This window comes from Leptospira ellinghausenii, from assembly GCF_003114815.1.
GTDB lineage: Bacteria > Spirochaetota > Leptospiria > Leptospirales > Leptospiraceae > Leptospira_A > Leptospira_A ellinghausenii.
This window is the reverse complement of the sequence record NZ_BFAZ01000009.1, coordinates 918,051-930,165: the sequence shown is the minus strand read 5'-3', so window position 1 is coordinate 930,165 and position 12,115 is coordinate 918,051. Positions and strand designations below refer to the sequence as shown.

General features: G+C 39.5%; 15 protein-coding genes. 9 read left to right on the top strand and 6 right to left on the bottom strand.

Features of this window, described 5'->3' with window-relative positions:
* Positions 1-5: 5 nt before the first annotated feature.
* Positions 6-1,220: an aspartate kinase gene (locus DI076_RS12865; RefSeq protein WP_108960216.1), complete on the bottom strand. Its 1,215-nt coding sequence runs from the start codon at positions 1,218-1,220 to the stop codon at positions 6-8.
* 102 nt (positions 1,221-1,322) lie between these two features.
* Between DI076_RS12865 and DI076_RS12860 the strand changes: the two genes are divergently transcribed.
* On the top strand, positions 1,323-2,258 hold the full coding sequence (locus tag DI076_RS12860; protein ID WP_108960215.1) for an acyl-CoA desaturase: 936 nt from the start codon (positions 1,323-1,325) through the stop codon (positions 2,256-2,258).
* A gap of 7 nt (positions 2,259-2,265) precedes the next feature.
* Here the strand turns inward: DI076_RS12860 and DI076_RS12855 are convergent, their stop codons facing one another.
* From DI076_RS12855 to DI076_RS12840, 4 genes are read right to left on the bottom strand one after another with little or no spacing between them, the layout of a single operon-like run.
* The gene (locus tag DI076_RS12855; RefSeq protein ID WP_108960214.1) at positions 2,266-2,775 is read right to left on the bottom strand and encodes a hypothetical protein; all 510 of its coding nucleotides are present in this window, start codon (positions 2,773-2,775) and stop codon (positions 2,266-2,268) included.
* Between the two features lie 2 nt (positions 2,776-2,777).
* Positions 2,778-3,086, bottom strand: a complete 309-nt coding sequence (locus DI076_RS12850) for an LIC13255 family lipoprotein (RefSeq protein ID WP_108960213.1) — start codon at positions 3,084-3,086, stop codon at positions 2,778-2,780.
* Complete coding sequence (locus DI076_RS12845) at positions 3,083-3,619, bottom strand: LEA type 2 family protein (protein WP_108960212.1); 537 nt, start codon at positions 3,617-3,619, stop codon at positions 3,083-3,085. Before DI076_RS12845 ends, DI076_RS12850 begins: the two co-directional genes overlap by 4 nt.
* On the bottom strand, positions 3,609-4,607 hold the full coding sequence (locus tag DI076_RS12840; protein WP_108960211.1) for a zinc-binding dehydrogenase: 999 nt from the start codon (positions 4,605-4,607) through the stop codon (positions 3,609-3,611). Before DI076_RS12840 ends, DI076_RS12845 begins: the two co-directional genes overlap by 11 nt.
* A 53-nt stretch (positions 4,608-4,660) precedes the next feature.
* On the opposite strand from DI076_RS12840, the gene DI076_RS12835 reads away from it, so the two are divergent.
* Genes DI076_RS12835 through DI076_RS12800 form a run of 8 tightly spaced genes read left to right on the top strand, consistent with a single transcriptional unit; the run spans position 4,661 to position 10,367 of the window.
* Positions 4,661-5,455, top strand: a complete 795-nt coding sequence (locus tag DI076_RS12835; RefSeq protein ID WP_108960960.1) for an MlaD family protein — start codon at positions 4,661-4,663, stop codon at positions 5,453-5,455.
* Positions 5,455-6,534 (top strand): glycosyltransferase, encoded by a 1,080-nt coding sequence (locus DI076_RS12830; protein ID WP_108960210.1) that lies wholly within the window; start codon positions 5,455-5,457, stop codon positions 6,532-6,534. Before DI076_RS12835 ends, DI076_RS12830 begins: the two co-directional genes overlap by 1 nt.
* Positions 6,535-6,555: 21 nt before the next feature.
* Positions 6,556-6,774: a flagellar FlbD family protein gene (locus tag DI076_RS12825; RefSeq protein ID WP_100719985.1), complete on the top strand. Its 219-nt coding sequence runs from the start codon at positions 6,556-6,558 to the stop codon at positions 6,772-6,774.
* A gap of 3 nt (positions 6,775-6,777) precedes the next feature.
* On the top strand, positions 6,778-7,560 hold the full coding sequence (locus tag DI076_RS12820) for a motility protein A (RefSeq protein WP_100725513.1): 783 nt from the start codon (positions 6,778-6,780) through the stop codon (positions 7,558-7,560).
* Between the two features lie 9 nt (positions 7,561-7,569).
* Positions 7,570-8,400: a flagellar motor protein MotB gene (gene motB, locus DI076_RS12815; RefSeq protein WP_108960209.1), complete on the top strand. Its 831-nt coding sequence runs from the start codon at positions 7,570-7,572 to the stop codon at positions 8,398-8,400.
* Between the two features lies 1 nt (position 8,401).
* Positions 8,402-8,929, top strand: a complete 528-nt coding sequence (locus DI076_RS12810; RefSeq protein WP_002972703.1) for a flagellar basal body-associated FliL family protein — start codon at positions 8,402-8,404, stop codon at positions 8,927-8,929.
* Between the two features lie 4 nt (positions 8,930-8,933).
* Complete coding sequence (kdsB, locus tag DI076_RS12805) at positions 8,934-9,674, top strand: 3-deoxy-manno-octulosonate cytidylyltransferase (RefSeq protein WP_108960208.1); 741 nt, start codon at positions 8,934-8,936, stop codon at positions 9,672-9,674.
* A gap of 24 nt (positions 9,675-9,698) precedes the next feature.
* Positions 9,699-10,367: a DUF1003 domain-containing protein gene (locus DI076_RS12800; RefSeq protein WP_245918418.1), complete on the top strand. Its 669-nt coding sequence runs from the start codon at positions 9,699-9,701 to the stop codon at positions 10,365-10,367.
* A 33-nt stretch (positions 10,368-10,400) separates the two neighbouring features.
* Here DI076_RS12800 and DI076_RS12795 read toward each other — a convergent pair whose 3' ends face one another.
* Positions 10,401-12,101, bottom strand: a complete 1,701-nt coding sequence (locus DI076_RS12795) for a cation:proton antiporter (RefSeq protein WP_108960206.1) — start codon at positions 12,099-12,101, stop codon at positions 10,401-10,403.
* Positions 12,102-12,115 lie beyond the last annotated feature (14 nt).

Here is a 12,115-nt window from a genome sequence, read left to right as displayed (position 1 = left end):
TAAATCTACCCAATAAAGGTAGTGTGTAAAGCTTTTACTGCATCTTCCGCTTGGTTTTGTTTGATGACACAAGAGATTTTAATCTCAGATGTGGAAATCATTTCGATGTTGATGTTTTTTTCTGCGAGCGATTGGAACATTTTTGCAGCCACTCCAACATGTGATTTCATTCCAACACCGACTGCAGAAACAATCGAAATATTTTCATCGATTTCTGCCTTACCGTTTCCATGTTCTTTGGCATAGGCTTCTATGATTGGTTTTGTCGCACCAATGTCTTTTTTTGCAATTGTAAAGGAAATGGTATTGATTCCATCTCTTGGTGAGGATTGTACAATGACATCTACGATGACATCTTTGTTGGATAGTTGAGTGAAAAGATCAGCAGCAATTCCTGGTTTGTCTTTTACATCCGCAATCGTAACACGCGCTTGGTCACTTTTTGCTGTTACTCCACTCACTTTCATTTTTTCCATAATTTTATCCTCACTCATTACTAATGTTCCCGGTTTGTCATGGAAACTTGATCGAACGTGGATGACCACGTTATAGTTCATCCCTAATTCCACACTTCGTGAATGTAGGACACCAGCTCCTAAACTTGCTAGTTCCAACATTTCTTCATAAGTGATTTGTTTGTGCATTTTGGCAGTTGGGATTTTTCTTGGGTCAGCTGTATAAACCCCATCTACGTCAGTATAAATTTCACATTCGTCTGCACCGAGGGCTGCAGCGAGAGCCACAGCGGAGGTATCACTTCCACCTCGTCCTAAGGTGACAATGTTTTCGTCTTTATCGATTCCTTGGAAACCAGCAACGATTACCACCTTTCCTTTGTTAAAGGCTTCGTCGATTCTGGAGCGATCGATCATTTCAATTTTACCATTGGAAAAGTTTCCATCTGTTAAAATTTTTAATTGAGAACCTGTAAACGATTGTGCAGGAACTCCTAATTCATTGAGAGCAATGGCAAGTAAGGCAATGGATACTTGTTCCCCAGTAGAAAGTAACATATCCATTTCCCGTTTTGGGGGGTTTTTCGAAATTTGATCAGCAAGGTCCACCAGTTCGTCTGTAGTATGTCCCATTGCAGAAACAACAACAGCAACCTTTTGGCCTTCGTCGTGGTAACGTTTGATGCGTTTGGCCACATTTTTAATTTTGGTGGTGTCACCAACAGAGGTTCCACCGTATTTTTGGACAACGATTTTCGATGACATGGGTTTATGGACAGGGTAGGAGAGGCAAATCGGGAATCAAGTAGAATGAATTTTTTTGCAACCAAACCCTTTGGAAAGACTCCAATAAGTATAGGTTATTGAATGAATTCTGCATCTTCTTCGGTGGAACCTGTTGTCAAAGAACAGGCACCTTTACTTTTCCTCATTTTATTTTTTCTCGTCCAAGCGACTGTCTTAACGGTATTTACCGTCCCGTTTTCCTGGACTCTCGTTTGGGTTGCGGTTGGTTCTTATTTCCTTCGTATGTTCGGAATCACAGGTGCTTACCATCGTTATTTTTCCCACGCATCGTTTAAGACATCCCGTGTTTTCCAATTTGTCCTTGCTTGGATCGGGTCCATGTCAATGCAAAAAGGTGCTTTGTGGTGGGCAGCTCACCACAGAAACCACCACAAGTATTCTGATACCGAAAAAGACATCCACTCCCCTAGCCGGAAAGGATTTTGGTATTCCCATATGTTTTGGTTTTTAAGAGATGATTACAATGATTATGAAGCCAAACTGATCCCCGATTTTTATAAATACCCAGAATTACGTTGGCTTGATCGGAACCACTGGATCCCTCCTCTTACCTATGCAATTCTATTGTATGCGGTTGGTGGTTGGGCTTGGCTTGTATATGGTTATGCTGTATCCACTTTTATCTTAGGCCATGCCACTTGGACCATCAATTCACTTTCTCACGTGTATGGGTCGGTTCGCTTTGAGTCTAGAGACACAAGTAAAAACAATGTTTGGTTGGCACTACTCACAATGGGTGAAGGTTGGCACAATAACCACCATTACTACTGTTCGTCGGTGAACCAAGGTTTTTATTGGTATGAAATTGATATTACTTATTACATTCTAAAAGTATTAAGTTGGTTTGGGATTGTTTGGGACTTAAAAAAACCGCCTAAAAAAGTGATTGAAGAAGGCATTCAAAGAGATCGTCTTAAAAAAGAAGAAATGGCACATGTTCGAAAACAAAAACAAGAGATCAAAAGAAAAAAGAAAGTAGAAGTACTTTCGACGTAAGATAAAATTAAACACCCAATCGTTTGCGTATGTCTGCCGGGATACTTTGGATCGAGTCGTATCTCTTCTTTTTTCCTCCTGGCAGGGATACATAATAAAAACCGTTAATCATTTCCAAAAAATAATCCTGTCCCTTTTCCCCTAACGAACGATTGTCGAGTTCCTTAACCATCTTTTGATATTTTGATGGTAAGAGATTCCAATTCATATAATTGGTAACAACACCTTGGTCATTGACTGTATAAGCTCCGTCTTGGTGCAGGATTTTTGTACCATTATAATCAAAAATTTCCATCACCTTTAAATTGTTATCTTTTGGTGATTTGGAATCCTTTTTGGATTTTCCATCGGAATTTCTATTGTTTTCTAAAGGAGTGGAGTTGGATTTTGATTTTTGATTGGAGGCTGATTCTTTTTTTCTAAGTTTTCCAAATAAAAGTAAAAAAACACCGGCGAGTCCCAATGCTGCGAAAAGAAACATTTCTGCAGTTGATAAATCAAATAAATAACGCCACATAGTTAACGAAAACTTGTTCCAATCGCCTTACAAGAATCGGGAGTGTACCCTTCGGTATTCCAAGCAGGGCAAGTTGTGAGTTCAATGGCTCTAAAACAAAGATTTGCATCGTCGATTTTGACTCTACCTAAAGCAAGTGCTCCAGGTAATTTATTAGAACCACATGCTGAGTTTTTTAAAGTATACTTTTCAAAAATCTTTTGGTTCCCTTCTTGCGCAGAATAAAATAAATCATCTCGTTGTTGGATACAACTAGAGAACACCAAAGTGAAGTTAACGAAAAGAATAATCGAGAGAAGTTTTTGGTTCATCGTTTCAGTTTGATCCGAGAGACTTCCCGAACAGGGACTGGTAATTTTCCAAATACACTATCTATCTGTACGGTTCCATAAATTTCAAACTCTGCTTCTTCCCCTTTTTTTGCAGCCTCTCCCAATTGTTTTGCTAACAAAAGTAATTTGGGAAGGAGGGAACCTTTTTGTTCAGGAACTAGTTTTAAAACAACAAGTGTTTCTGAATTTGGTTCTACTTCCACTGGAGTTTGGTTTTGGAGTTTTCCAATATATTCTTTGCCTTGGTTTGTTACGAGTGAGATATCCAAATCGAATTCGTAAATGCTGACTTTTGTAGGATTAGGATTTGTAACAGATACTTGGGGGTACAAATCAAGAAGAGGTATCAATGGAAAACTAGGATTTGGTTTTAATTCGACACGAACGTCCACCAAATCAAACTTACACGCCTTTAGACTTTCTAAATTTTTTTTTGTATCACTGATACAATTGATGAATACCAATGATATAAAAAAATAGATTCCAAATTGTTTTACAACGTTACGGACCAAACACTACCTTCCCATCGGTCATATGTTGTTTATAAAATTCTAAACCTTCTTTGTATTCTTCAAACTTAAATCGTTTGTTGATTTTTGTTTGGAAAACAGTCTTTAAGTATTTTTGCGCTTCCTTTGCTTGTTTCTGAAACTCTTCCAATCCAATTTCATAAATCCATGAAGACAACCAAAAACCTTCAATTTTTTTGTTTTGGAAAAGAATGATCCCTGAGTTCACAGAAAATGGTTTTTCAGACAAGGCACCATAACAAACTATTTTTGCACCATATGGCATACATTCCACTAAGGATTGTGCTGTTTCCCCAGCGACTGCATCAATGGCATATGTTGCGTTTAGTTTTTTGGAAAGTTTGAATAATTCCTTTTGGTAATTAGGTGAACTGGAATTTAAAATATGTTCCGCACCAATTTCAGTTAAGGTATCTTCTTGTTCTTTTTTTCGCACGATGTTGATGAGTGGAATTCCTTTCTCTTTACAAAGGCGAACCACCATTTTGCCAAGGGCACTTGCAGCTGCCGTTTGGATCATTGCTTGGTGTCCTTCTTTTTGGCATCGAGATACCATCGCCCAAGCAGTCATTGGGTTTACAAAAAAACTAGAACCTTCGTCGAGTGTGACACCATCCACTAACGGTAAACAGTTGTCTTCCGTTGTGATCATATACTCAGCCCAAGACCCATCATTTTGAGGGGCTACACAGGAAACAGCCATACCAACTTTTAATGTTTTGATGGCACTTCCTACTGCGTCGACGGTTCCACTGGCTTCAAATCCTGCAGAGACAGGTGCTTTTTTTTTGAATCCATACAAACCACGAATGAACATCAAATCCGATGGATTGATGGGAGAGAGGTGGATTTTGATCCTAACTTCGTTTTCTTTCGGTGTAGGAATTTCTTTTTCGCGGAGTTCCAATTGTGGTTCGATTTCATCGTATTTGAGGATGGTGACAGCTTTCATCTCATCCCATTCACTCACGGAAAATCTGCTTGCCAACTCTTTCTTTTGAGGGAAAGTACTTTGAGTCCCCCGTGAAATCAAAAAAATTAAATAACGAAACCATCACTGGTATCATTTTTTTTTCGATTTTAGTTTTTGCATTTTTTACGACTGTCATCCAACCAGACAGGCCCACTAAAAAATACCCTTACCGACTTTCGTTATTTTATTCACGTATTGATGGAATCAAAGAAGGGACAGAAGTTAGAATCCTTGGGATTCAAAAAGGGTATGTTGCTCATATTGATTCTAGGCCACTGATGGATGTTCCAGACAGGCGGTTCCTTGACCATAACATGGATCATGCGATCGAATTACACATTGCACTCGAAGACCCACTTACCCTTTGGGATAATTATGAAGTGGATTTCCAAACTGTGACATTATTTTCAGGAAGGATCATCAATATCAACCCAGGTAGTTCCGATGGGAAACGTGCCTTTTTTAAACCCACATTTCGTGAAGGGGAAAAATCTCCTGATTACTTACCCTCTGCAAGGTATTTCGATGATTTTTTCAAAGCAACTTCTGCCACGATGGAAGAAAATCGTTCTGACCTCAGACAAATCACATTGGATTTTCGGTCCATCACCGATAAATTAAACCAAACAGAAGGTACAATTCCCAAAATCATTGGAAGTACTGAGATGTATGATGAGTTACTTGCTACGATCAAAGACGCAGAAACCATCGGAAAAGAAGGTAGAAGGTATATGGAAAGTTCTAGAAATTTAGAGAATACCATGCCTATACCATTTTTAATTACAGCATCGTATTACGGCCGTACGACGCCGATTACGGGAAGAAGGATTGGACCACAAGAATAATGAAAGTTGCAATTATACATGACTGGCTCACTGGAATGCGAGGAGGAGAAGTTGTCCTCGATAGTATGTTAAAAGCCTATCCAGAAGCAGATTTGTTTAGTCTTTTTTACTCAAAAGGTAAACTCAACGCAAGAATTGAAAATCGAAAGATCACAACAGCTTTCACTAACAATTTACCGTTCAAAGAAAAGTACTACAGATATTATTTGCCATTATTTCCAACTGCGATTGAAACATTGGACCTAAAAGGGTATGATGTTGTGATCAGTTCTTCTCACTGTGTTGCAAAAGGTGTGATCCCTCACCCAGATACATTTCATTTGAGTTATGTTCATAGTCCCATGCGTTATGTTTGGGATATGTATTATGATTATTTTCCGGCAAGGAAGGGTTTTAAATTTTTCCTATTACAATCAATAGCCAATTACCTACGCACTTGGGATGCCGCCTCAGCAAACCGAGTGGATTATTTTACATGTAACTCTCATTTTGTGGGAAGACGAATACAAAAGTATTATAGGCGTGATTATAAAATCATTTATCCACCATGTTTGCCCCAAGACTTTCGAGTGCATGATAATTCCAAAGATGATTATTATCTGATGGTATCTGCCTTTGCTCCTTATAAAAAAATTGACTTAGCCATCGAAGCCTTCCGTGAAAATGGAAAACCACTCATCCTTGTGGGTGGGGGGCAAGAAGAAGGGAATCTCACGAAAAATCTTCCGAAAAACATCCTTTGGAAAAAAGGGTTACCTCGTCAGGAAGTGGTTGAACTCTATAAAAAAGCACGTGGGTTTATCTTTCCAGGGATGGAAGACTTTGGGATCACACCAGTGGAATCTCAGGCCTACGCCACTCCTGTCATCGCCTATGGTAAAGGTGGGGCTCTCGAGTCGGTAAAAGATGGCAAAACAGGTGTCTTTTTTGAAGAACAGACCGTAAAATCCTTAAACGACGCCATCAAGCGGGCCGAAAAAATCCAATTTAAACGTTGGGATTTCCAAAATTCCATCAATCGATTTACGGAAGAAAAATTCGTAAGCGAAATTCGAAAGGTAGTCGATAGACATAAATAGAAATCTCTGAAGGGGGATCTCTTGGTCATTTTACACCGACTCAAAGGGGCTGAATTTGTTCTCAATGCAGATTTGATTGAGACAATTGAAGCCAATCCAGATACGATCATCACTCTTGTGAATGAAAAGAAATTCATTGTACAAGAGTCTGTTGCGGATGTTGTGGAAAAGGTAATCACTTACCAAACAAGAATCCACAACCTACCTCGAGTGAGTGATAGAAGGCCTGAGGAAACATAAGAAATGGATATAGCTACAGTCATTGGTTTGGCCCTAGGAGCGGCCTTGATGTTATTAGGGGTTGTTTCAGGGGGTCTTGCATTAACAGACCTTATTGATATTCCCTCGGTAATGATTACATTTGGTGGGGCTGCTGCTGCCACGATCATTTCATTTCCTTGGACATCCACCATTGGTGTGGGTGCGGTGACCAAAAAGGCATTTCAAAATCCACCTTCAGATTTACCTGGACTCATCACGACACTTGTTAGTTTCTCTGAAAAAGCTCGTCGAGAAGGTTTACTTGCCTTAGAAGATGATATCAACGAATTACCGGAAGAATTTTTAAAGAAAGGAATCCAACTCGTAGTGGATGGAACGGATCCCGAACTTGTCCGTAACATCATGGAAACCGAAATTGGAAACACTGCTTCACGTCATGCGTATGGCCGTGGTTGGTGGGATGCCTACGCTGGTTTTGCGCCAGGCTTCGGAATGCTTGGGACCCTTGTGGGTCTTGTGGGGATGTTAAAGAACTTAGGTGGTGGGGATGCGAGTGCCATTGGACAAGGTATGGCGACAGCTCTTATTACAACATTATACGGATCTCTTGCTCAGAACTTATTCGCAGCACCGGTAGTAAGAAAACTCACACGTAGATCAGAAGATGAACTTGTGATCAAACAAGTAATGGTAGAGGGAACACTATCAATCCAATCAGGTGATAACCCAAGGATTGTAAAAGAGAAACTTGCGAGTTTCTTAACTCCAGCAGAACGTGTTGCCTTAAAAGATGATGGAGATTAATCCTTAGCCATGGCGAAAAAAGAAAAATGTCCTGAGTGTATCCAAAAAGTTCCCGAGTTCATGGCAACTTACGGGGACATGGTGACACTTCTCCTTTGTTTCTTTATCCTTTTGTATACAACAGGGAAAACAGATGCAAAGGAAATGCAAATCATTCTCTCGGCATTTAAATCCACCACAGGATTTTTCACAGGTGGACAAACATTATCAAAAGGATCTTTGGAAGAGATGGGAATGCAAATTGAATCTTTGCCATCCCAAGTGGTAGGTCGTAACCTATCCAAATCTAAAAAAGATGCACAAGAAGTTTTCAAACCAGAAGTAGAAGCAGGAAAGGTTCGGATTTCGGAAAACGAAAGAGGCCTTGTAATTTCACTTGTAGGTGCTGATTATTTTTATCCAGGGTCAGCAATTTTAACACCGGCGATTCGAGAAACATTAAGAAAAGCTGCAGGTCTTATCAAAGGACTAGAACGATTTGTTCGCGTGGAAGGGCATAGTGATGATGATGCTGTGAATCCAGTGAGTCGACCTGGTCGTGAAGAAAGAGAATATATCAATAACTGGGATTTGGCGGGAGCAAGGGCAGTGAACGCCACTGTGTTTATGATCAATGCAGAAGAAATTGAGCCTAGTTGGTTCCAAGCAGTGAGCTTTGGATCCTACAGACCTCTTGTGTTGGAAAATGAAGGTACACCAGAAGCAAAGGCTTTTAACAGAAGAGTGGATATCATCATTTTAACTGAGAAGTCTACAAAACGAGGACCAGGAGAAAGTAAATATGGACTACCTGACACTCGTTTACCGAACACTGAAACAAATGTAGAAGGAGAATTTTAACATGGGTGACCGTGAAGTAGATGAAGAAGAAGGTGGGTTAGCCGAAGGTAGTTCCGCCTCTGCTGGGATGTCCCCCATTGTCAAATGGTTATTGTACATCGCTGCGGCCATTTTTGGAATTATCATTGTAACCGTAATATCGATGTTTGTTGCTCAGAAAACAGCAACAAGTGTGTTCAAACAACAAAAGAATATCTCACTTGTGAAAGCTCCACCTCCTTTGGAAGTTTACACATTTCAGGAAGAGTTCCGAGTGAATACTTCTGATGTTGGAGAGTCACACTTTGTGAAGTTAAAGATGTCTCTTGGATTTGAATCCGGCCAACCAGCACTTTCTGCAGAACTTGCAGCACGTGTGGCTCAAATGCAAAACATTATCAACTTGGTGATTGCTCGTAAAACAAAAGATGATTTAAAATCCATTACGAACCAATTGGATTTACGTGAGGAAATCAAAGCCCACTTAAACCACATTTTGACGAATGGTAAAATCAAAGAGGTTTACTTTACCGAGTTTTTGGTAAACTAGGACTATGTCCGACCAGATTCTCGGTGTGATTCCTGCTCGTTTTGCGAGTACACGATTTCCTGGAAAACCACTGGCCCTCATTGGCACAAAACCAATGATCCAGTGGACTTATACCCATGCATCAAAATCGAAGTCTTTCCACCGTTTGGTGGTAGCAACAGATGACAAACGGATCCATGATGTAGTTTTAGGATTTGGAGGTGAGTCTGTTCTCACAAGTCCCGACCATCCAACGGGAACTGATCGTATCATTGAAGTCGCAGAAAACTTTCCTAATTACGGAATCATCGTAAACATCCAAGGGGATGAACCTGGAATGGAAACAGATCTCATTGATGGAGTGGTGAATTTAAAAACCAAACACCGCAATTGGGAAATGACTACTGCTGCTGTTCCTTTTTCTCCCACAGAAGATCCCAAAGATCCTAATAAAGTAAAGGTGGTCTTCAACAGAAACGCAAGAGCCAATTATTTTTCTCGTTCACCTATCCCTGCTTCCTTCAAAGGTGATGCCAAATACCACCGTCATCTTGGTATCTATGCGTATGAACGTGATTTTTTAATGTCCTATAACCAATTGCCTCCTTCTGATTGGGAAACTTTTGAGTCTTTGGAACAACTCCGTGCCTTACAAAATGGTGGAACGATAGGAGTGTTTCTTGCAGAGAAAGCCAACTTGGGTGTGGATTCTCCTGCCGATTTAGAAGTGGTGAAAAGAGAGTTCCAAGAGAAAGGTCTGATTTAGTCCATGGAAAATAACATTTGTTTTGTGTGTCAAAAATCATTCCGAGAAAATCAATTGATCAGCGCCATTGGAATTGGTGACGAAATAGTAGAATTGATTCATTCTGATTTTCCAGGTTGGAATGAACAAAGTAGAATTTGTAAAAATGATTTTAATCTATTTAGAATGAAGTATATTACCAATTTGGTTGAAGAAGAAAAAGGTAATATTGAAAACCTAGAAAGAGAAGTTATCAAAAGTATTAATGATAACGAAATTTTGACAATTGATACTTCTTTGAAAACAGATGCACCTACATTTGGAGAAAAAATTTCGGATAAAGTGGCTACCTTTGGTGGAAGTTGGAAATTTATTATCGCTTTTTTTTCTGTCTTATTCCTTTGGATTTTAGGGAATAGTTTTTATCTCTATTTCAATGTCTTTGACCCTTACCCTTTTATCTTGTTAAATTTAATCTTATCCTGTGTTGCCGCAATTCAAGCACCCATCATCATGATGAGTCAAAACAGACAAGAACTAAAGGATAGAATTCGTTCAGAGAATGATTACAAAATTAATCTAAAATCCGAAATTGAAATCAGAACCTTACATGAAAAAGTGGATCATCTTTTACTGGACCAATGGTCGAAAATGATGAAAATCCAAGCGATTCAAATTGATCTTCTCAGCGAAATTCGAAGTAAAATCAGATAAGGTTCTGAAACTCCATTTTATCTTCCAATTCTCTTAGTTGTTATTTCGCATCCCTCGCGAAATGTATTCATATAAAAATTCACCTGTGATCACACCTGGGATGATTACTTTTTGCGCACCGTCGGCCACTAACTTTTTTGCTTCACCAGGTTCATCACTTGTCAAAATGATTTTTGCATTCGGTGCTAATTTGCTAAGAGTGGATAGCAAACGGTTGTTATTTGTTCCTTTGAGAAAAGAATCAGAGATGGTACAAATAACCATCGAAGCATCATGAAGCCCGATATGAGATAAGGAATCGGGATGAGCAAGGTCAGCATAAGCCCATTGGAACCCTTTGTTTGTGAGTTCTTCTTTGAAGGCAGGGTTGTAGTCAGCAATGATGATCCGTTTGATGAGCGATGGTGATAAGTCCTCTAAGTATTCTACAAAGGCGCGGGCAATCCGAAAGTATCCAAGCACGATAATGTCTCGCACCATTCCATCTCCATGACCACCGTGTCCACCATGACTTGCTTTCTCTTCCTTTCCAGTGTCTTCCGTTTGGTCAGAGATTCCCACTCGAGCGAGTAATCGTTCGAAAGTAGCAGCAATATTATGATTAAACATAATGATATATGTAGATAATACAGAGGCGATGATTGTCGAAGTTAAAATGACAGCTTGTAGTTTGGGAGTGATGTGTTCGAAACCAGCACCTAATGCTAAAATTACGAGCGAGAATTCAGAGATCTGAGCAAGATTTAGTGCCGTAAGAAACCCATTCCTAACACCTTTGTTCAGTTTGATGATGACTGGGGCAATGGTGATCATCCTAACAAATAACATGAGTGCTATAATCGCAGCAGAAAGTCCAATCACTTCTAAACTGGGAAGCGGAACTTTTAAGCCAAGTGCCACAAAAAATAGTGTCACAAAAAAATCTCGTATACCAATCAGTTTTGAAATCACATCCGCACCATAAGGAAAAGCTGCAATACTCATACCTGCAACTAGGGCGCCCATTTCTTTGGAAAGACCGGCTTCTCCAGCGATCCCACAAACCAAAAAACACCACATAATTGATGTTAGAAGTATTAATTCGGGGCTACTAGCACAAGCTTTGTATAATTTTGCTAAAACATAACGACTGACACTAAAACTAAACGCAATCAGTAATACAATGATTCCAACAGAAGATAGAATTTTTAAAATTTCAGGGTTGTTTAGGTTAGGTTGTACACCCATAAACAAAATAGCCCAGATGTCTTGGAATACCAAAACCCCAACGGTTAATTTACCTGAGAGAGTGTTGATCTCTACCTTATCTTGTAATAACTTAACAACGATTAATGTCGAACTTAAGGAGAGGGCAACAGCAATATAAAGAAGGTCAAATTTTTCAGAACCAATAGAAAGACCAAAAAATGGAAATACAGAATAAACAAATGCAACAGATAAAGTGAATTGTAAGATGCCGAGTGTGAACATCGCCTTTCCCATTTTAGCGAGTTCAGCAAGATTGATCTCTAGTCCAATGATGAAAAGAAGTAAGATGAGGCCAATTTCGGAAATGAGTTCAATACTTGCTTCGTTGGTAACAAGTTCGAATCCCATCTCTTTCCCAAGCATCGCACCACCAATAATGTATCCTAGGATTAACGGTTGTTTGAGAATGCGAGCAATATGACTCAAAACTGTAGCAAATATAATACTGAGACCAATGTCTTGTAAAAGTGACTCTTCCCCGTGCATAGATACCTTCTTTA

Bases quoted from the DNA above. Each gene is read 5' to 3' on its own strand.
- DI076_RS12865 (WP_108960216.1), bottom strand. From the start codon at position 1,220: ATGTCATCGAAAATCGTTGTCCAAAAATACGGTGGAACCTCTGTTGGT.
- DI076_RS12860 (WP_108960215.1), top strand. From the start codon at position 1,323: ATGAATTCTGCATCTTCTTCGGTGGAACCTGTTGTCAAAGAACAGGCA.
- motB (WP_108960209.1), top strand. From the start codon at position 7,570: ATGGCGAAAAAAGAAAAATGTCCTGAGTGTATCCAAAAAGTTCCCGAG.
- DI076_RS12810 (WP_002972703.1), top strand. From the start codon at position 8,402: ATGGGTGACCGTGAAGTAGATGAAGAAGAAGGTGGGTTAGCCGAAGGT.
- DI076_RS12795 (WP_108960206.1), bottom strand. From the start codon at position 12,101: ATGCACGGGGAAGAGTCACTTTTACAAGACATTGGTCTCAGTATTATA.
- DI076_RS12850 (WP_108960213.1), bottom strand. From the start codon at position 3,086: ATGAACCAAAAACTTCTCTCGATTATTCTTTTCGTTAACTTCACTTTG.
- DI076_RS12830 (WP_108960210.1), top strand. From the start codon at position 5,455: ATGAAAGTTGCAATTATACATGACTGGCTCACTGGAATGCGAGGAGGA.
- kdsB (WP_108960208.1), top strand. From the start codon at position 8,934: ATGTCCGACCAGATTCTCGGTGTGATTCCTGCTCGTTTTGCGAGTACA.
- DI076_RS12820 (WP_100725513.1), top strand. From the start codon at position 6,778: ATGGATATAGCTACAGTCATTGGTTTGGCCCTAGGAGCGGCCTTGATG.
- DI076_RS12855 (WP_108960214.1), bottom strand. From the start codon at position 2,775: ATGTGGCGTTATTTATTTGATTTATCAACTGCAGAAATGTTTCTTTTC.